Genomic DNA, 20150 nt, shown 5'->3' on the forward strand with positions numbered 1-20150 from the left:
ATAGTATTATTTTCACGGTATCAATTTTAATTGACATACTATCAAATAAAGTGTCACTTGGTCGCCACGCAACGGAGGGGATCATGGCGGCAAAAGATTTCAGACCACTTGCAGGGCTGCGCGGCGCGCAATGGGATCCGGATCGCTTGCCATCGGACATGCGGGCCTCGGTTCACACGTTGACCACGACCGATGGCGCCAACGTGACCGGCTACCTGTATCGGTGCGGCGGAGAAACGGCGGTTGCCGTTCTGATGCATCCGCGCGAAATCCTTGCGACCCATTACCTAGTTCCCGAATTACTGGAGGCAGGCATAGCTGTCTGGGTTCAAGGGTCGCGCGCTGCCGGAAACGATCTGCGACTGGAACATGAACTGGCCCTGCTGGACGTTGACGCTGGCACCAGTTTTCTGGCCGGGCGCGGCTATGAGAAACAGGTTCTGGTTGGCAATTCCGGCGGTGGTGGGCTGTTTGCCTATTACGCGGAACAGGCCTCCCTGGCGCCCGAGGCGCGCCAGGTCCGCACGCCGGCTGGTCGCCCGGTCAAGCTGTCCGAAGCCCCGATGATCGCGCCGGACGCGATGATCTTCGTCGCGCCGCACCCGGGGCAGGGTGTGTTGCTGATGAACTCCCTCGATCCTTCCGTGACTGACGAAACAGACCCTGTATCGCTTGATCCGAGTCTGTTTCCATTCTCCAAGGCGAATGGATTCACCTCCGATGGTGCCTCTTACACACCCGAATTCGTTGCGCGTTATCGCGCGGCCCAGCATGCGCGGGTAGAACGGATCGACGCGACCGCGCTGGCACTGGTGCGGGCGCGGCAGGATGCCCGAAAGGCCGGGGCGGAGGATACCGGGGCACGCCTGACCGCTGGATGGCAGGCCATCTTTACCGTGCCCCGCACGGATGCCGATCTGCGCAATTGGGACCTGTCGCTTGATCCGACAGACCGCACGCTGGGGTCGCTTTGGGGGCGTGATCCGTTCAAGACCAATATGAATGGCGTCGGGTTTGGCAAGGTCTGTACGCCGGAAAGCTGGCTGTCGACATGGTCGGGCCTCCGCTCGAAAGCCAATGTGCTGCGCTGCGCGCCGGCGATCCGGCAACCGACGCTGGTGATCCGCTATACAGCCGATGCCTGCGTGTTCCCCGAAGACTTGAACGAGATTTTCGAAGCGCTGGGTGCGTCCGACAAAGAGCTTCACGCCGTTCGCGGCACCCACCATGGCCAACCGCTTGGCCCCGGCGAAGACAGCGGGCAAGCCGTTGCCGGAGCGATCATCCGCGACTGGCTTGGCCAGCGGCTGGCCGCCTGAACGATGACGAGGGAGGATAAAATGACATTTTCACCGCAACATCCCATTCCAGGTGTCGTCTATCCCGATCCGGCCGATCTGAAGCGCTGGCACGACATGGGTGCGATGCCTGCCGAGACTTTGGCGGATGGATTTCGCGCCGCTGCCGCGGCACATGCCGATCGCCCGGCGATCGTCTGGCTTGATGGTACGCTAACCTATCGCGAATTGGACGAGGCGACCGACAAGATCGCTGCCGGTCTGCTCGATCTGGGCCTGAAACCATTGGACCGGGCCATCTTTCAGCTGACCAATACACCGGAAACGTTGATGGCTTACCTTGCCTGCTGGAAGGCCGGGATCATCCCTGTATGCACGCTGGCGGCCCATCGTGAATCCGAAATCGGATATCTGGCGGAATTTGGTGGTGCGCGGGCGCATTTCATCGAAAGTGACGCGCCCAAGTTCGATTTTCACGCCTTCGCTCGGAAGATGCAGGCAGAGGTTCCGGGGTTGGATACCATCATCTCGACCAGGGGCAGCGCGCGCGAGGGCGCTGTCGACATGGCGCTGCTGATGCAGGGCGATCTGGAGGCGGCCCGTCAACGGTTGGCCGAGGTGACGCAGGACCCGTGGCAAGTGGCGGCATTCCAACTGTCGGGCGGCACCACCGGAGTGCCCAAAATCATTCCGCGTATGCATGGCGAATACCTCTACAACATGCGCGCCGTGATGGCGTTCAAAGGCTGGACGGCACAGGACCGCGTGTTCATTCCGATGCCCTTTGCACACAACCTGAACATGGGGTGCGGCTGGGGCCCATTCCTGATGTCCGGTGGATCCGTGGTGGCTACGCCCAACACAGATCAGGACGCAATGCGCGACACCCACAATGCCCTGTCACCGACGATCATGGGGGCGGCCAAGCCGATCATCATGCGGATGCAGGCCGAGATGGATCAATCGCGGATCGGGCCGGGCGCGCTGCGCGAAATCTTTTCGACCGACGCTGCGGAAACCGTCACGCGCGGCATGGGCGTGGATGGGCACCACATCTTTGGCATGACCGAAGGTACGATCATGTTCACCCGCCCGGGCGATCCCGAACAGGTGCGGTTCGGCACATGCGGCCGCCCGGTTTCCGAACACGACCGGGTTCGCATTTTGCATCCGGGCACCGAACAAGATGTCGCTCTGGGTGAGATCGGCGAACTGGCAGTGGCCGGGCCCTATACCATCCGCGGCTATTACAATGCACCCGAGCGCAACGCCGAAACTTTCACCAGTGACGGCTTTTACCGCTCGGGAGATCTCATGCGCTGCCACATGATCGACGGGCAGTCGTTTTATTCGTTCGAGGGCCGGATCAAGGATGTGGTCGACCGGGCCGGCGAAAAGGTGAACTGCGAAGAGGTCGAGCGCGCTGTGATGGCTCATCCTGCGATGGGCGATGTGGCTGTGGTGGGGATGCCGTCGCCAACTCATGGCGAAAAGATTTGCCTGTTCGTCGTACCCCGCAGCGGAACCGCCCTGCCCGATGTGGCCGAGTTGGGCGCCTTTCTGAAAGCCGCCGGTCTGGCAATTTTCAAATGGCCAGAACGGATCGAGCCGATCGACGCCTTGCCACTGACCAAGGTCGGCAAGCTCGACAAAGCCGCCTTGCGGACCCGCATCGCCAAGACCTTGGCCTTGGAAACCCGTCAGGGGGAACTGACATGAAAATCAACATCATAGGTGGCGGGCCGTCAGGGCTCTACTTTGCCTATCTTGCTCGAAAATGGCTGAACGCCCCGGATATCACCGTGTACGAACGCAACGCACCCGATGCCACATTCGGGTTTGGTGTGGTGCTGGCCGGGGCCGGGCTGGCGCGTCTTCAGGCCGCCGATGCCGAAAGCTATCACCGGATCACCGGCATTTCGAAGACACTTGGCAATCAGGACATCATCCTGAACGGGTCCACTGCACGGATCGAGGGCGCCGCCTATGGTGGCGCGGTCGAACGGCTTCACCTGCTGGCGGTGCTGCAAGACCTATGCAAAGAGATAGGTGTCACCCTTTACCACAACCACGACGTCACCGACCCGTCCAGACTGGATGACGCCGATCTGGTGATTGGCGCGGATGGCGCCAATTCGTCTCTGCGTCGGCAGTTTGAGACTGAATTCGGCACTGGCGGCGGGCAGTTGTCGAACGCCTTCGCATGGTATGGCGCGAAGCTGACCCATGATCGCCCGACGTTGAGCTTTCGAAACGCCGGGGGCGGAGCCTTCTGTGCGCATTATTACCCCTACACCGACCAGATGTGCACCTTTGTGATGGAATGCGACAAGGCGGCATGGGACGGCTGCGGGTTCGCATCCATGACGGATGACCAGCGGCAAGCGTTTGTAGAGAACCTGTACCGCGACGATCTGCACGGCCAGCCGCTGATTTCCAACAAATCCGAATGGCGCAATTTCGAACCGATCTGGAACGACCGCTGGACAGCCGGACATCGCGTTCTGATCGGAGACGCCGTCAGGCGCGCGCATTTCTCCATCGGGTCGGGCACCCGGATCGCGATGGAGGATTCCATCGCCCTGGCCCGCGCCCTGAAAGACGCGCCGGATACCGCCAGCGCCTTGGACAGCTATGTCAAAGCGCGGAAACCTGCCGCTGATGTGCTGATTGGCGCGGCGAAAGAGAGCTATACTTGGTATGAATCCATGGGCGCGCATATGGCGCAGGCCCGGTCTGCCCATGATTTCGCCTTCGATTATCTGACCCGCACCAGCCGTGTCGATGCCAGCCGTGTCGCGCAAGACCATCCGCGTTTCATGGCGGCCCTGCGTGCTGACGGTGGCGTCGAACCCCAGACACAGGAAACCGCCGGATGAGACCCTATCGCGTGGGCCAGATCGTACCGTCATCGAACATTACGATGGAAACCGAAATTCCCGCCATGCTGCGCGCCCGAGAGGCGATCCGGCCCGAGCGGTTCACCTTTCACTCCAGCCGGATGCGGATGAAAAAGGTTACCCCCGAAGAATTGGCCGCGATGGACCGGGATTCGCTGCGCTGTGCGCGCGAACTGGCCGATGCCGAGGTTGATGTGATGGGTTATGCCTGTCTTGTCGCCATCATGAGCCAGGGCTTCGGCTATCACTGCGTGTCGCGAGATAACCTGCACACCGCCATCGCCGAAGAGGGCAAGGACATTCCCGTCGTGTCCTCTGCCGGGGCGCTTGTGGATGGGTTGCGTGCAATGGGCGCCCGCAAGGTCAGCCTGCTGATGCCTTACATGAAGCCGCTGGCAAACCGCGTTACCGACTACATCGCGAACGAAGGCTTCGACGTGCACGACAGTCTCGCGCTGGAAATCGAGGACAACCTGGCTGTGGCCGCACGCGACCCGATGGCGCTAACGCAGGATGTGGCCCGGCTGGATACCAAAGGCGTCGACGCCGTGGTTCTGTCCTGCTGTGTCCAGATGCCATCCTTGCCCGCGCTTTCCGTGGTGGAACGCCAGTTGGGTGTGCCTGTCACATCGGCGGCGGCCTGCACCGTCCGTTCGATGCTGGGCGAAATGGGGCTGGAGCAAGTGGTGCCCGATGCCGGCGCCGCCTTGGCGCCAATGGCCGCTGCCGCCGAATAACATCTGAAAATCGCGCCAAAACCGGCGCAATCCTTGGGAGGACATCAATGAAACACCTGACACGGGCGATGGCCTGCGCGCTTGCGCTGATGCCAGCAACCACTGCATTGGCGGAAACGACAGTGCGCATGTTGAAAACCTGGGACAGCCGTTACCCCGGCTCGGTCGTGATCTGCGACCGATTTGCCGAATTGCTGACCGAAGCCTCGGGTGGCGAGATCAAGGTTCAGACTTCTGGACCAGAAACCATTCCACCGTTGCAGCAGCTTGAGCCGACGCAGAACGGGCTGTTCCAGATTTTGTGCACCTATCCCGGTTTTCACACCGGATCGGCGACGATTTTGACTGGGTTAGAGTCGATTCGCCCGGATGCACAGGCGTTTCGTGACAGTGGCGCGATTGATGTCGTGCGCGAAACCTATGACGCGCTTGGCTTGCACACGGTGTCGGTTCCGCTGGCGCATGGCTATGCGATCTATCTGAACCGCGATCTGTCAGATGCGGGCGATCTGTCGGGGATGCAAATCCGCGCGCTGCCGCCGCAACATCCCTACATTACGGCCATCGGAGGCACACCGGTGGTGCTGCCGCCTCCAGAGATGTTCAGCGCGCTTGAACGTGGCGTGGTGGACGGCGCAGCCTTTCCCCTGGCCGGGGCAACTGGCTATGGCTTCACAGAGGTGACGAGCCACTATTTCGGGACGAATATCACCTCGCCCCACGTGATCCTGGCCAATAAGGCGTTCTGGGACGGGCTGCCGCAAGAGGTGCGCGATGTGTTCGAAACACAGGCCAGCATCCTTGAGGATGAGACACCTGACACCTATCGCACGTTGAATAATCAGGAACACGCGCGCATGGCCGAAGCAGGGATGAAACGCCTGACCTTGTCAGACTCTGTCGCTGCGAAACTTGACGATGCAGTGGTCAAGGGCGCTTGGGCCTTTGCCGAAACCCGCGATGGCGAAACAGCAGTGCGCTTGCGGGCGGCTGTCGAGGCGGCAGGGTTGCTGGAATGACCGAAACCGCCGCCGCGCCCGGGCAGGGCGCGGCAACCAGCCGTAAAGGTTCACCCCTGCCCCGGGCGTTTGCCCGCATCCATGATGGACTGACCGAGGCCGGCCTTTGGGCCGCCATCGCGGCTTTGGCCGGGCTTGCCACACTGTCCTTCATCGGCACGCTTGCCCGATACTTCTTTGGAACGCCCATTGGATGGGGCCCCGACTGGGCCAGCTACCTTCTGGCGGGATGCATCTTTGCGGCGGCCCCGGCGGTCACGGCGCGGGGCCAGCACGTCGCGATGAATCTGCTGGAGTCGGTTCTGAACTTCCCGATGGGACGACTGCTACTCAGTTTCGCCGCGTTGATCCTGACGCTTGCCATTCTGACCACGACGGCATGGATCGTCTGGGGCGCTCTACGTGCTGCATATGTTGCGGGCACCGCTACGGCTGCGGGCTATCCGATCCCGCGTTGGTGGCTGCTGGCCGTCGTCTTCTATGGATTTGCCTCTTCCGCGGTGCATGTGCTGCGCAGCCTCATCGGGCTGGTAGCGACTGTGCGCAGCGACCAGAATAGGGTCTGACAATGCCACTTTATGCCGGTGTCGCCGTTTTGTTCGGGCTGTTCTTTCTGGGCGTGCCCGTCTTTGCCGCCTTCTTTGGGTTCAACATCTTCGCGGCGTTGATGCTGATGGGGCCGCAGATGCTATCCATCTTTCCGGCCTCGATCCTTGATACCTCTACCACCTCGGAACTGGTGACTGTGCCGCTGTTCATCCTGCTTGGTGAGCTTCTGTTCCGGTCGGGCAGCATCACCATCTTGTTCAACGCCGTCGACGATATCGTTGGTCGGGTCCGGGGGCGGCAATATGTGATCGTGGTGCTGATTTCGGTCCTGCTGGGTGCGCTGTCGGGCTCGGCTGTTGCTGTGGCCGCAATGCTGGGCCGAACAGTGATGGCCGAGGGTATGGCGCGGGGTGGAGACAAACACCTTCTGGCTGGGCTGGTTCTGGGTGGCGCCTGTCTTGCGCCCGTGATCCCGCCCAGCTTCCTTGTGGTGCTGATCGGGATGCTGTCGGGCACGTCGATTTCGGCCCTTCTGGCCGCCGGTGTATTGCCGGGCCTTGTCGCCGGGGCGTTGTTTTTCCTGTATGTTCAGGCTGTGCTGTGGCGTGATCCGTCGCGCGACACGCAGCGCGATACCGGCCGCCCCAAAGGCTCTGCCTTGCGGGCGGTGCTGTCGCTGCTGCCGTTCTCCATCGTGATCTTCGCCGTTCTGGGGTTGATCCTGCTTGGCATAGCGACGCCGAACGAATCCGCCGCCTGTGGTGTGTTCGGGGCGCTGGCCGTGGCTGCCATTTACCGCAAGCTGTCGTTGAGCATGATAATCGACTCTCTGCGCGGCACTGTCTTGCTGTCGTCGATGATTTTGCTGATCATGGCGGCCAGCAAGATCCTGACCCAGCTGATGGCTTTTTCCGGTCTGACCAGTCAGCTTGTAAGTGCACTGGCCGGGCTGACCTTGCCGCCAGTTGCGGTTTTGATCCTGCTGATGCTGATTCCGTTCGTGCTGTGCATGTTTCTGGACCAGATTGCGCTGATGTTGATCCTCATCCCGATCTATACGCCGCTGGTGGGCACCTTCGGTTTTGACCCGATGATGTTCTGGACACTGTTCCTGCTGAACCTGACCCTGGGCGCGATTACCCCGCCGTTTGGCTACGCGCTGTTCGCGCTGGGCGCGGCAAGCCCGGCCGAACTGACGTTGCGGGATACCTATCTTGCGGCGTTGCCGTTCATCGGGCTGATTATCGTGACGCTGGTTCTGGTCTGGGCGTGTCCGCCGCTGACCGCCTGGCTGCCGTCACTGCTCTGACGCGCGGATGGCGGCGAACCGGTCAAGGATCGCCGTCAATCCCAGCTCGAAGGCGTCTTCGGCGCGGACCCGGGCAAACGCCAACAAACCATACTCTAACCCGGGCATTTCGCCTTTGTCATAGGCGGTCGCCCGGGCTGTAAGAAAGGCTTCGTGCGCGGCCGGTTCCAGTTGCGAATTATCGGAATTCGCGGCTGACAGGCAGTGCAGCGCCAGAACATGATAACACAGCGCCGCAGTCTGCGGCGAAAAGCCGGTATCGCGCAGCAGGCAAAAGATGTGGTCAAGGAACCGGGCGCCATAGTCGGTTTCCCCCTCGCGCACCCTTTGAAAGATACGGAACTTGGCGTGGCGCTGGATGTGCTGCGCCGCGCCCATATGTGCCCGCTGACGGTTCATCAGGGTTCGCGCGAACCGGGCCAGTGTCTCGCGCCAATCGTCAATGACTGGTTGGATGGAAAATTCGGCCAACAGTTCCTTGTAGAACCGGTTCAAGATAGCCGAGGTCAGATCGTCCTTTGTGCCGATATGATAATGCAGGGCGCCGGGCTTTACGCCCAGATCCTTTGCCAGCTGCATGAAAGAGATATCGTCCAGCGACTGGGTGCGCCCCTGTTCATAGGCGAGGTCAACAATCATCTGGCGGTTCACCAACCCGTCGCCAGATTTTCCGCTTGCCGGAGGTCGCCCGCGACCCCGTTTTTTTCCATCTGAATCAGCCATGTAGTTTTATTGCCATAGTCTTAATTTCCTTGGCAACCGAATATAATTGATATAGTGTCAAATAAATCGGAACTGCGAGTCGTAATGGGAGGACAACCAGATGACAGACACGCTTGGCACCCGAGACGATGCCTCGTCTGCTGCCAGTTTCAACGATGCGATGGGGGTGGGCAGGGGTGATCTGACCGGTGTGCGCCACGCCTCTGAAGATGGGGTCAAACTGTCCCTGAACGGAGTCGATCACACCGCGCGCCCAACCTGGAAGCTGAACGAAACGGTCGAATTTTATCGCGATATTCTGGGATTGCCGCTGGTGCATGCGATCAGCGCGCGGGGATGGGGCCCGCCGGGGCACCATGATTTCCTGCACTTCTTTTTCGAGGCGGGGAACGGTGCCACGATAGCCTTCTTCTACTACATCGGCAGCGAGCGTCCCGAACGGTATGTGCCCGAAGAGCACCATTTCTATTTCGCGACCCATACCGCCTGGGCCGTCGAGACAGAGGCGGAACTGATCGAGTGGAAAGAGACACTGGAGCGTCGGGGTATCAAGGTATCGCCCTATACCAAACACGAAATCCTTGAATCGATCTATTTCACCGACCCGAATGGCTATCCAGTGGAAGTGACGCGCCGCTTGCGCGAAACCGAACAGATCGACGAGGTTGACGCCGCTTTGACGATGCAGGCGGCGATGGAGGTGGAAACCGAAAGCCGCGCCAGCGGGCGGTTGATGCCTGACATTGATACCGTCTGGCGGCGCAAGGCGCGGCTTGTGTCCGACTATAAGGCAGGCCCGCAATGATCGAGGTTCATGTCATCGACGTGCCCGAGTTTCGCCCCATGGTCGAGACCCAGCGCAACAATCCGGATGTAACGATAACAGGCCCTGACAAAGGCTATTGGACACTTTCGGCACCAGTCCAGATCGTGTTTTCGCGCAAGGAAATGAAGATGAAGCCCGCCGTCTGGTATGGCATTTTCACCGGCGGTTTGAACGGCGAAATCGCAGAATGGGGTCGTGATGAGGTGCGCGTGGTCGGGACAAACCGGCCGCTGTAGAGTCTGGCCCAAGCCTCATTAGCCAACATAGATGCGAAACCGGGCCCAACTCTGGCACGGCTTCTTGAACGACGTCAGAATACAGGTGTCCACGTCCGGTTGGAATCGCCGACAGACATAATGCATTTTACCTGGCGCGGATCAGCATCCCGAACAGATCGCGCGGATCATCCGGGTCGGCCAGCAGGTCGAGCCTGTCGAAATGCGGGTGGGTTTCCAGCATGTCCCGCACAAACCGCAGGGCGCTGAAATCCTCGATCGCAAAGCCGACGGAATCGAACAGGGTGATCTGTTTGCCGTCGCGGCGCCCCTTGGCTGTGCCGGCCATGACCGACCAGAGTTCGGTTACCGGATGATCCTTGGGCAGTTGCTGCAACTCACCTTCGATTCGGGTTTGCGGCGGGTATTCGACGAAAATGTCGGACCGCAGAAGGATGTCGCGGTGTAGTTCGGTCTTGCCGGGACAATCGCCGCCGATGGCGTTCAGATGCACCCCCGAGCCCACCATGTTGTCGGTCAGGATGGTGGCATATTGCTTGTCGGCGGTGCAGGTGGTGATGATCTGCGCGCCCTCGACGGCGGCCTCTGCCGAAAGACAGTGCACCACGTCGAACCCCTGCGCCGTCAGGTTGCGCACGGCCTTTGCTGTTGCGTTAGGGTCGATATCGTACAGTCGCAGCCGATTGACGCCGTTGATCGCCCGAAATGCCAGCGCCTGAAATTCGCATTGCGCCCCATTGCCGATCATCGCCATCACATCCGCATCGCGCGGGGCGAGAAACTGGGCTGCGAGGGCCGAGGTTGCGGCCGTGCGCAAAGCGGTCAGCAGGGTCATTTCGCTTAGCAGGACGGGATAGCCGTTAGCGACCGAGGACAGTACGCCAAAGGCCGTCACGGTTTGATATCCTTCGCGCATGTTCTTCGGGTGGCCGTTCACATATTTGAATCCATAGTGGCGGGCATCCGCGGCGGGCATCAGTTCGATCACGCCGTCGCGCGAATGGCTGGCGACGCGCGGGGTTTTGTCAAACTCGGGCCAACGCAGAAAATCGGCATGAATATAGGCGGCCAATTCGCGCAAGAACGGCTCTACTCCGATGGCATTGACCAGCCGCATCATGTTGTCGACCGATACGAATGGCACAAATGCCAGATCGGACGGGGCAGGGCGGGTTGCGGCAGCGGGGGGCATCAGAAGACTCCGGATAGTACCCGATGCCTGCGCAATCGGGGCGTTTGGTCAAATGTGGCAAGCCCGGTGCGCGAATTCGAGTGGCAAATTGATCGAGAATGGTGAAAGATTTACCAGAATGTTCAACAAAAACGGCAGAATGACCAACCCATGGCGCCCCTGTCGGAAACTGATCGTCGGCTGATTGCCGCGCTGCGCACCAATGCCCGGATGCCGATGACCCAACTGGCGCAGGCCGCCGGCGTGTCGCGCACCACGGCGCGGGCGCGTCTGGATGCGCTGGTGGCCGAGGGGCGCATTCGCCGGTTCACGGTGGAAACCGATGTGGATGCAGAGGGCGCCGTGCGGGCCATCGCGGTGGTGGAATTGCAAGGCGCCCTGTCGCGCAGTGTGATCCGCACGCTGACCCGCATTCCCGGTGTTTCCACGATTCACGCCACCAATGGGGCATGGGATCTGGTGGTGGAAATCCGCACGGATTCGCTCGTCGGGTTTGACCGCGTGTTGCGAGACATCCGCGATGCGCCGGGTGTGCTGAACAGCCAGTCGAGCCTGTTGCTGGCGCCGGTCGCGGGCTAGCCGGGCTTCCATCCGGCGCCGATCCCGCTAAGGTCGCCGCCAAAGGGGAGGCCAGCGATGACCAAGAACATCCTGTTCATCATGTTCGATCAGCTGCGGTGGGATTACCTGTCGTGCTATGGGCATCCGCATCTGCACACACCCAACATCGACCGGTTGGCGTCGATGGGCGTGCGGTTCGACCGGGCCTACATCCAGTCGCCAATCTGCGGATCCTCGCGCATGTCGACCTATACGGGCCGCTACGTTCACAGCCACGGGGCGAGCTATAACGGCATCCCCCTGAAGGTGGGCGAGATGACGATGGGCGATCACCTGCGCGCGCTGGGCATGGGCTGTCATCTGGTGGGCAAGACGCATATGCGCGCCGACGCCGAGGGGATGGCGCGGCTGGGTCTGGCGGCCGACAGCCTGATCGGCGCGCGGGTGGCGGAATGCGGGTTCGATGTGTACGAACGCGACGACGGGATGCGCCCCGAGGGCCCCGATGGATTTTATGACGATTTTGGCGCGTTGAAATACAACGATTATCTGCGCGAACAGGGCTATGAGGGCGACAACCCCTGGCACGATCACGCCAATTCGGGCGTCGACGACGAGGGCAACGTGCTGTCGGGCTGGTTCCTGAAAAATGCCGTGCAGCAGGCAAATATTGCCGAACATGACAGCGAAACGCCCTATCTGACCCGCCGGGGGATGGAGTTCATCGAACAGGCGGATGGACCATGGTGCTGTCATCTGAGTTATATCAAGCCGCATTGGCCCTATATCGTGCCCGCGCCTTACCATGACATGTTCGGGCCTGAGCACATCACGCCGGTGGTCCGGTCGCAGGCCGAATTCGAAAATGCGCACCCGGTGCTGAAGGGGTTCATGACCAACCCCATCGGGAAGGCGTTCTCCCGCGCCGAGGTGCGCGATGCGGTGATTCCCGCCTACATGGGGCTGATCAAGCAGGTCGATGACCAGATGGGCGTGTTGTTCGACTGGCTGGAGACGACCGGGCGGATGAAGGACACGGTGATCGTGCTGACCTCGGACCACGGCGATTTTCTGGGCGATCACTGGATGGGGGAAAAGACGTTCTTTCAGGATGCCTCGACCCGAGTGCCGCTGATCATTTATGATCCCTCGCCCGAGGCGGACGCCACGCGCGGGACGGTGTGCGAGGACTTGGTCGAAAGCATTGATCTGGCGCCGACCTTCGTTGACATCGCCGGTGGCGATGCGGGTGCGCTGGGCCATATTCTGGAAGGGCGGTCGTTGATGCCGATCCTGCATGGCACGCAGAAGGGGCCGCTGCGTGAATTTGCGATCTGCGAATACGACTATTCCGCAATGCCACTGGCCGAAACGCTGGGTGTGTCCACGCAGGACGCGGTGCTTTTCATGGTGGCGACAAAACGGTGGAAGATGATCCATGCAGAGGGAGGGTTTCCGCCAATCCTGTTTGATCTGCTGAATGACCCAGACGAGCTTGTCGATCTGGGGGAAAGCGAGGATCACGCAGACGTTCGCGCCGATATGTACGCCAAGCTGAATGAATGGGCGCGACGCCCGTCGCAGCGCACGACCCGCTCGGATGCACAACTGGTCGAGATGCGGACCAAAAGCCGGGGGCGCGGCATCGTGCTGGGTGTGTATGACGAAACCGAAGTACCGCTGGAGCTGACAGTGAAATACCGTGGCCGAACAGCAAAGGACCATCGTTGACCTCAACGGAACCGGCCCCGTTTAAGGCCATGTTAACGCCTCTCCGCTACCCCTGCCCGCGGGTGAGTAAAAAGGTAGTGGGATTATGGCGCAACCGAACGTGGCGCCAGTCATTATCAAGCGGAAAAAGGGCGGTGGTGGCGATGGTCATCACGGGGGCGCGTGGAAAGTCGCATATGCGGATTTCGTCACGGCCATGATGGCCTTCTTCCTCTTGATGTGGCTGTTGAACGCAACAACTGACAAGCAACGCAAAGGGCTGGCGGATTACTTTTCGCCGTCAATTCCGATGCATTCCGTTTCAAGCGGCAGCGATGGGCCCTTTGGCGGGGACAGCGTGTTTTCGCAGGATAGCCTGCTGAGCGATGGCACCGGGGCGACCGACGCGCATGCCACCGAAAGCCGCCAGTCCGCTGGCGCCACCGGGGTCGACTCTCAGGCCCAGCAAGAGGCCGAGAACGAGGTGTTCAAGGACATCGAAGAAGCGCTGAACGGCAAGGGCGGCGAAAGCCTGGTGACCGACGAGGCGCTGAAGCACATCGTGACCCGTGTGACCGACGAGGGCCTGATCATCGAGTTGTTCGATATCGACGGCACGCCCTTGTTCAAAGAGGGCACCGATCAGCCAAGCGATCTCTTGCGCGATCTGCTGCGGATGATTGCGCGGGTGTCGGCCAATATCAACAACGGTGTCGCGGTAGGTGGACATGTGCGTGCCAACGCGATCGTGCAGTCGAAAAATCCGGTTTGGGAACTGTCGAGTGCACGCGCGGCACGTGCTCATGGCCTACTGGAGGCCGGCGGGCTTCGACCCGAGCGGGTGCGTCGCGTGACGGGATATGCCGACAGAAAACCGGCGGTTTCCAATACGATGGCGCCGCGAAACAACCGGATCGAAGTGACTCTGCTGAGAAAAGGCAAAGAGTAAGTGAGGCGGATTTTACCTGTTAGCGTGGTGTTAAGTCATAGGGCGTAGCTGTGACGGAAGTTGATCGGAAGCAGCAGAAAGGCTCCTCATGACAATTTCCTCATCGCTGAACGCGGGCGTCTCGGGGCTTACGGCCAATGCCAGCCGCCTGGCGACGATTTCGGACAACATCGCGAACTCCTCCACCTATGGATACAAACGCGTCAATACGGATTTCCAGTCGATGGTGAACGCCCGCCTTGGTGGCAATTACTCTGCAGGCGGGGTGCGCGCGACAACGCAGCGACTGGTGGATGAGCGCGGGCCGCTGGTGTCCACCTCGAACCCGACCGATCTGGCCGTGCGCGGACGCGGGATGATCCCTGTGGCACAGCATGTTGACGTGCTGGATGGCAACGGGTCGTCCAAGATGTTGCTGACCACAACGGGGTCGTTCCGGGCTGATGCCGATGGCTATCTGAAAACCGAATCCGGTCTCGTCCTACTGGGCTGGCCCGCGCTGCCGGATGGTACGGTGCCCACCTTCCCCAGCGATACATCGGATTCGCTTGCCCCGGTGCAGATCAACGTAAACGAATTCGTGGGCGAACCGACTGACGCGATGCTGATCTCGGCCAACTTGCCTGCCACAGCGACCGAATCGACCAGCGTCGGAAAGATCGAAGAACTGTCGATCGAATACTACGACAACCTTGGCAAATCCGAGAGCATTCGCATCACGTTCGAGCCGACGGTGCCAGCCACGGGCAATTCGAACACCTGGACAATGGTTCTGGAGGATTCGGCCAGCGGCTATACGACCATTGGTGAATACACGTTGACCTTCGATGACACGCGCGGCAACGGGGGTGCGCTGGCGTCGGTCACGCAAGTGTCCGGCGGCGCCTATGATCCGGTGGCTGGCACCGTTCTTGTTAACGTCGCCGGCGGTCCGATCGAGGTCGACATCGGTATCGTCGGCGAGTCCAATGGCCTGACCCAGTTGTCAGACAAATTTGCCCCGGTCGAAATCAACAAAAACGGCAGCCCGGTAGGCAACATCACCAGTATCGAAGTTGATGCCAGCGGGTTTGTCATCGCCCTGTTCGATTCCGGCATCACGCGCACGGTCTACAAGATTCCGCTTGTCGATCTTCCCAACCCCAATGGCATGGTCTCGCTCGACAGGCAGACCTATCAGCCGTCAACCGAAAGCGGTACCTTCTTTCTGTGGAACGCGGGTGAAGGCCCCACCGGCGACATCGTGTCTTACGCCCGCGAGGAATCGGCGACCGATGTCGCGAGCGAGCTGACCAGCATGATCCAGACGCAGCGCGCCTATTCGTCGAACGCCAAGGTGATCCAGACGGTCGACGAAATGCTGCAGGAAACCACCAACATCAAACGCTGAAACTGATGGCCCCGGTTCGGGGCCTTCGCCACCAGAGCAGGAGCCAGAACAATGACACTGGGGACCGCATTAACAACCGCACTCAGCGGGCTGAACGTCGCCGGGCGCGCATCTGGGGTCGTGTCCGACAACATCGCGAACGTGATGACACCGGGCTACGCCCGCCGTTCACTTGAATTGTCGACCCGTGGCGACATCGCCCCTGGCGCCCGGGTGGTCGGCACGACGCGCCATGTCGATCCGGCCCTTCTGGCCAGTCGCCGGTCGGCCGATGCAACGCTTGGGAAATCAACGGTTCTTGCCGATTTCTATTCCCGTCTGACCAATGCGATCGGCACGGATACGGCTGGCGATTCCATTGCCGGACGGCTGGCCCGGTTCGAAAACAGCCTGATCTCGGCTGCCAGCCGCCCCGATTCCGACGTACGGTTGCGCACCGTCGTGCAAGAAGCCAACGCGCTTGCCAATGGACTAAATCTGGCGTCCGACACCATCCAGAACATGCGTGCCGAAGCGGATGCCAAGATTGCAGCCAGCGTCGTAACCCTGAACAACGCGCTGAGCGATATCGAAACCTTGAACGGTCGGATCGTCAGTCTTGGCTCCAGCGGCTCGGGCGCCGAGGCGCTCATGGATCAGCGTCAGAACCTGATCGATCGGGTGAACGAGATTGTGCCCGTGCGCGTCGTGCAACGCGATCGCGGTCGGGTTGCTCTCTATTCAGACGGTGGTGTCATCTTGATGGATGGCCCTGCGGCAAAGGTCGAATTCTCACAAACCCACACGATAACGCCCGATATGACGTTACAAAGCGGTGCTTTGTCCGCGCTTGTCGTCAACGGACGGGTTGTGCAGACCGGGTCCGACTACAAAAGTCTGGCCGGGGGCACTCTCGCCGCGAATTTTCAGGTACGCGATGAATTGGCTGTGGCAGCGCAGGTCGAGCTGGATGCGCAGGCCCGTGATCTTGTCGAGCGGTTTGAAGATCCGACCGTTGATCCGACCCTTCTGGCCGGTGACCCTGGTCTGTTCACCGACAATAACGCTGCCTTCGTTACCACCTACGAGGTTGGTCTGGCCGGGCGTCTGAAGGTGAACCAGCTTGTCGATCCCGCCCAAGGGGGAGATGCCTGGAAAATCCGCGACGGTCTAGGCGCGGCCATTCCTGGGAGCCCGGGTGATGCAACCCTCATCAAGGCACTTGGCGAGGCACTGACGTCAAAACGTGTGCCCGCGTCGGGGGGATTTGGCTCAGGCGCACTCGCCGCAGCCGATATCGCGGCCACCGTGATCTCTCAAGTGGCGCAAGGTAGCTACCGGGCGGACCGCGATCTTGGGTTTTCCTCCGCCTCGCAGGCGGAACTCAAGAAGCTCGAACTGGAAAACGGGGTCGATACCGATGCTGAACTGGCCAATCTGATCGTCATCGAACAGGCCTATGCGGCCAACGCGCGGATGATACAGGTTATCGACGAAATGATGGAAAGTCTGCTGAGGATCTGATTATGAGCGCGATTTCGATAGGAGATTTGGCAAGCAGCTTTCTGATGCGCAGTCGCGCGACCCAGCTGAAACGCCAGATCGATTCCCTGTCACAAGAGTTGGCCACCGGCCAGACCAGCAAAGTGACACAAAGATTGGGCGGTGATTATTCCTACCTCACCGACATCGATCAGAATTTGTCCCGCCTCGAAGGATTTGCGGTTGCGACGACAGAGGCAGGCCTTTTTCTCGATGCTGCGCAGGCCCGCGTCGAACGCATGGCCACGATCGGGAAAGAGCTTGCAACCGATCTGCTTTCGACCGTGCCAACCCACCTCGATGCGGTGCGCGAGGCCAATTCGGCACGTGCTGCGATCAACCTGGATCAGGTTATTACCGAACTCAACGGGTCCGTGGCTGGTCGCAGCATATTCGGCGGTACCGCCACGGGTGCCGCACCATTGGCATCGGCGGACGATCTTCTTTCGGGCCTGCGCGGAACAATTGCTGGCTTAGGCAGCGCTGCGGCCATCCAGGCGGCGGCCCAGGCATGGTTCGACAGCCCTGGCGGCTTCCGCGCGACCGTGTATTCCGGGTCGGACGATCCGCTGGCGCCGATGGCCGTCACATCGGACGAGCAGGTTTCAATGACCTATATGGCAGACGATCCGAAATTCAGAAACTTGCTCCGCGATCTTGCCCTGACAGCTCTGGCCACCGACCCGATGTTAAATCTCTCTGGCGATATCCAGAACGAGATCATGGGCAACAGTGCAGAGGGGTTGATGTCGGGCCAGGATGCGCTTGCTTCGGTTGGTGCTGATATTGGCTATTCACAGTCGCGGATCGAACAGGTTTCGGTTCGGAACAACGCGACGCGCACCGCATTGGCAATGTCTCGAAATACACTGCTCGAAGCCGATCCCGTAGACGTTGTACCGCAGCTTGAAGAAGCCCAGTTTCAATTGGAAAGTCTTTTCCTGGTCGCGTCGCGCACCTCGCAATTGAGCTTGTCGAGCTTCCTGAGATGATTTGGCTTCGCGTATTTCTTGTACTGGTGATGTTTGCCACCTCGGCTCGGGCGGGGGTGGTGCGTCTAAAGGACCTTGTCGAATTCGACGGTGTGCGTGGCAACGATTTGGTCGGCTACGGGCTGGTCGTCGGTCTCAACGGCACCGGAGACGGCCTGCGCAACGCGCCTTTCACCGAAGAGATCATGACGAGTATCCTGGAGCGCCTGGGTGTCAACGTGACCGGCGAACAATTCCGGCCAAAAAATGTTGCGGCGGTGATAGTTACCGCCACTCTGCCCCCGTTTGCCCGGGTCGGATCGCAGATCGATGTGACAGTTTCGGCGATTGGCGATTCTGGTAGCCTTTTGGGTGGAACATTGATCATGACCCCTCTGAACGCTGCGGACGGGCAGATATATGCCGTGGCTCAGGGGGCTATACTGGCCGGCGGAGCGGCGGCCGAAGGTGACGCCGCCACCGTTGTTCAGGGCGTTCCTACCTCTGGAATGATCCCGTCAGGCGCTCGGGTAGAGCGCGAAATCGAATTCGATCTCGGCTCGTTGGATACGATCCGATTGGCGTTGAGAGAGCCTGACTTCACCACTGCGGGTCGCATTGAGAGAGTGATAAATCAGGAATTCAGACGATCCGTTGCAATCATGCGCGATTCCGGAACCGTTGAATTCGACGTCTCCTCAAGCCGAAGTCCTTCGACTGCGCACGCCATCGGTCGGATTGAAAACCTGTTGGTGGAACCGCAGCGCAAAGCGCGCGTTGTCGTCGATCAGCGCTCGGGAACGATTGTCATGGGTGACGACGTGCGCTTGTCGCGTGTCGCTGTTTCCCAAGGAAATTTGACGTTGCGCATCGAAGAAGCTCCTCTGGTCGTCCAGCCCAACCCCTTCACCGATGGCCAGGCGGTTGTGGTCCCACGGACCGGAGCGGCGATTGAGGAAGACCCTGGTATTTCGCTCGCCGAAGTGCCCGAGGGCACGACTCTTTCCGAGGTTGTTGCAGGGCTGAACGCTCTGGGAGTTTCTCCGCGAGACCTTATAGATATTTTGAAAAGCCTGAAAGCTGCTGGCGCGCTTCATGCCGATTTTGTGGTCAGATGACGCCGGCGTCCGTTATGTCGTTTACCAGCAAAGCCGTGTCGGGATGCACTGTATCCGTCGGACGTGCCAAGGGTCGCAAGCATTTGGTGAAAAGTCCGCTCACTGGTGAGACGAGTTTCTGCTTTGGCTCACGTCCGTGTGCCATAATTGGTTCGGGCCAGTTCGGGGAATCGAACGCTGTGTTCATCGCCGTGCGGGCCAAGGTCAGGACCCATAGCGATTAGAAGAAGGTTGGCGCCATTGCGATGCAGACAGAAAGACGCTGGTGCATCTGTCGTGTCGGGCCGGGACAGTTAGCCAGTTTTTGAAGCCGCCAAACAAAATCTCGATCCGGATACGCCATTCAAACCAGCGCTTGTTGAAATCCATGTTTTTGCGGCGCTCTTAGCGGTTAACAATGCAATCGCGTATCCCCTGGGCAGTCAACGGTTCCCGGCCCGATCAGGGTGATCACCAAGGCCCAATACGAGCCAATCGACATCCAGCGTCGTGCTCAGCAACGGTCGAGTCGATCTCGTCGATGACCCGACCGGCAGTGACGAGCAGGCTTAGTGGACGGTCGTTTCTGTCGAACATGGCATGCAGCTTGGCATTCAAGCTACGCTTGATCTGCCCTATATGGTGTCTAAACACCGCTCTTGAAGGCCACGCTGGTCGCAGCGCGGCGTGCCTTCAGGTACGTTGTTCGGGTCATCACGGTGTTTTCTACGCAGTGCTCGGCAGCCGGCCAGTGATCATTCTGTAGAAGTGGCCTGCTGCTGGTGTCGTGGACACCGCGTTAAGTTTGAAGAGCTTAGCCTTCGGACGCCACCGGAGATAGGTGGCCCAATTTTGAATGTTGCCGTCTCGGGTCATGAAAACATTCCATGTAGGCAAAAAGGTCTGCTTGGGCGGCGTCGCGTGTGCGATGGACCTTTCGCGCGGTCTGTTCGGTCTTGAGGGAAAAGAGATTCTCTTCATGGCAGAATTGTCCTAGACGTTTCCAGCTATGCTCATCCATTGCCCGACAGGCGCATGCGCAGCATGCTGCCGAAAGGGGTTCAGGTGGTCTCGAGGTCGAGCAACAGGCGCTAAAAACAATCCTGTATTGCGAGCCCTCGTCCCGATAATGACTCAGCTCTTTCATCAATGGCGGCGCAAA

The 20150-nt window shown here is 60.1% G+C and carries 18 protein-coding genes and 1 pseudogene; 16 read left to right on the top strand and 3 right to left on the bottom strand.

Annotation, left to right across the window (positions count from 1 at the left end; all coding sequences use genetic code 11):
* Window positions 1-83: 83 nt before the first annotated feature.
* The 7 genes from FGK64_RS18615 to FGK64_RS18645 are packed head-to-tail and all read left to right on the top strand — an operon-like array spanning window position 84 to window position 7812.
* Window positions 84-1319, top strand: a complete 1236-nt coding sequence (locus FGK64_RS18615) for an alpha/beta hydrolase (RefSeq protein WP_138865351.1) — start codon at window positions 84-86, stop codon at window positions 1317-1319.
* 21 nt (window positions 1320-1340) lie between these two features.
* Window positions 1341-3017, top strand: a complete 1677-nt coding sequence (locus FGK64_RS18620; RefSeq protein WP_138865352.1) for an AMP-binding protein — start codon at window positions 1341-1343, stop codon at window positions 3015-3017.
* A complete protein-coding gene (locus FGK64_RS18625) occupies window positions 3014-4177 on the top strand; it encodes an FAD-dependent monooxygenase (RefSeq protein WP_171054138.1) in 1164 nt (387 codons plus the stop codon). The genes FGK64_RS18620 and FGK64_RS18625 overlap by 4 nt, the downstream gene beginning before the upstream one ends.
* A complete protein-coding gene (locus FGK64_RS18630; RefSeq protein WP_138865354.1) occupies window positions 4174-4935 on the top strand; it encodes a maleate cis-trans isomerase family protein in 762 nt (253 codons plus the stop codon). Before FGK64_RS18625 ends, FGK64_RS18630 begins: the two co-directional genes overlap by 4 nt.
* Window positions 4936-4982: 47 nt before the next feature.
* Window positions 4983-5954, top strand: coding sequence for a TRAP transporter substrate-binding protein (locus tag FGK64_RS18635; protein WP_138865355.1), 972 nt, complete (start codon window positions 4983-4985; stop codon window positions 5952-5954).
* On the top strand, window positions 5951-6520 hold the full coding sequence (locus FGK64_RS18640) for a TRAP transporter small permease (RefSeq protein WP_138865356.1): 570 nt from the start codon (window positions 5951-5953) through the stop codon (window positions 6518-6520). The genes FGK64_RS18635 and FGK64_RS18640 overlap by 4 nt, the downstream gene beginning before the upstream one ends.
* A gap of 2 nt (window positions 6521-6522) precedes the next feature.
* Complete coding sequence (locus FGK64_RS18645) at window positions 6523-7812, top strand: TRAP transporter large permease (RefSeq protein WP_138865357.1); 1290 nt, start codon at window positions 6523-6525, stop codon at window positions 7810-7812.
* Here FGK64_RS18645 and FGK64_RS18650 read toward each other — a convergent pair.
* Window positions 7801-8451, bottom strand: coding sequence for a TetR/AcrR family transcriptional regulator (locus tag FGK64_RS18650; protein ID WP_138865358.1), 651 nt, complete (start codon window positions 8449-8451; stop codon window positions 7801-7803). The two genes, FGK64_RS18645 and FGK64_RS18650, sit on opposite strands and share 12 nt — an antisense overlap.
* 184 nt (window positions 8452-8635) lie before the next feature.
* Between FGK64_RS18650 and FGK64_RS18655 the strand changes: the two genes are divergently transcribed.
* Together FGK64_RS18655 and FGK64_RS22375 are read left to right on the top strand one after the other, a co-directional pair.
* On the top strand, window positions 8636-9340 hold the full coding sequence (locus FGK64_RS18655; protein WP_210236588.1) for a VOC family protein: 705 nt from the start codon (window positions 8636-8638) through the stop codon (window positions 9338-9340).
* On the top strand, window positions 9337-9597 hold the full coding sequence (locus FGK64_RS22375; RefSeq protein ID WP_138865359.1) for a hypothetical protein: 261 nt from the start codon (window positions 9337-9339) through the stop codon (window positions 9595-9597). Before FGK64_RS18655 ends, FGK64_RS22375 begins: the two co-directional genes overlap by 4 nt.
* A gap of 127 nt (window positions 9598-9724) precedes the next feature.
* Here FGK64_RS22375 and FGK64_RS18665 read toward each other — a convergent pair whose 3' ends face one another.
* Window positions 9725-10789, bottom strand: a complete 1065-nt coding sequence (locus FGK64_RS18665) for an ornithine cyclodeaminase (RefSeq protein ID WP_138865360.1) — start codon at window positions 10787-10789, stop codon at window positions 9725-9727.
* A 150-nt stretch (window positions 10790-10939) separates the two neighbouring features.
* On the opposite strand from FGK64_RS18665, the gene FGK64_RS18670 reads away from it, so the two are divergent.
* The 7 genes from FGK64_RS18670 to FGK64_RS18700 all read left to right on the top strand — a co-directional run bounded on the left by FGK64_RS18670 (window position 10940) and on the right by FGK64_RS18700 (window position 19009).
* Complete coding sequence (locus tag FGK64_RS18670; RefSeq protein ID WP_138865361.1) at window positions 10940-11368, top strand: Lrp/AsnC family transcriptional regulator; 429 nt, start codon at window positions 10940-10942, stop codon at window positions 11366-11368.
* A 57-nt stretch (window positions 11369-11425) separates the two neighbouring features.
* Entirely contained in the window at window positions 11426-13081 is a 1656-nt protein-coding gene (locus tag FGK64_RS18675; RefSeq protein WP_138865362.1) for a sulfatase-like hydrolase/transferase, read from the top strand.
* A gap of 82 nt (window positions 13082-13163) precedes the next feature.
* Window positions 13164-14009: a flagellar motor protein MotB gene (locus FGK64_RS18680; protein ID WP_138865363.1), complete on the top strand. Its 846-nt coding sequence runs from the start codon at window positions 13164-13166 to the stop codon at window positions 14007-14009.
* 88 nt (window positions 14010-14097) lie between these two features.
* Window positions 14098-15399 (top strand): flagellar hook protein FlgE, encoded by a 1302-nt coding sequence (locus FGK64_RS18685; RefSeq protein WP_138865364.1) that lies wholly within the window; start codon window positions 14098-14100, stop codon window positions 15397-15399.
* A gap of 51 nt (window positions 15400-15450) precedes the next feature.
* Window positions 15451-16902 carry a flagellar hook-associated protein FlgK gene (flgK, locus tag FGK64_RS18690; RefSeq protein ID WP_138865365.1) on the top strand — a complete coding sequence of 484 codons (1452 nt, stop codon included), beginning with the start codon at window positions 15451-15453 and terminating at the stop codon, window positions 16900-16902.
* 2 nt (window positions 16903-16904) lie between these two features.
* On the top strand, window positions 16905-17912 hold the full coding sequence (locus tag FGK64_RS18695) for a flagellin (RefSeq protein WP_138865366.1): 1008 nt from the start codon (window positions 16905-16907) through the stop codon (window positions 17910-17912).
* A complete protein-coding gene (locus FGK64_RS18700) occupies window positions 17909-19009 on the top strand; it encodes a flagellar basal body P-ring protein FlgI (RefSeq protein WP_138865367.1) in 1101 nt (366 codons plus the stop codon). Before FGK64_RS18695 ends, FGK64_RS18700 begins: the two co-directional genes overlap by 4 nt.
* 793 nt (window positions 19010-19802) lie before the next feature.
* Here the strand turns inward: FGK64_RS18700 and FGK64_RS18705 are convergent.
* Window positions 19803-19958, bottom strand: a pseudogene (locus FGK64_RS18705) (IS3 family transposase); the annotation flags it as partial.
* Window positions 19959-20150 lie beyond the last annotated feature (192 nt).

Origin of the sequence: Arenibacterium halophilum (genome assembly GCF_005938225.1) — a bacterium.
Taxonomy (GTDB): domain Bacteria; phylum Pseudomonadota; class Alphaproteobacteria; order Rhodobacterales; family Rhodobacteraceae; genus Arenibacterium; species Arenibacterium halophilum.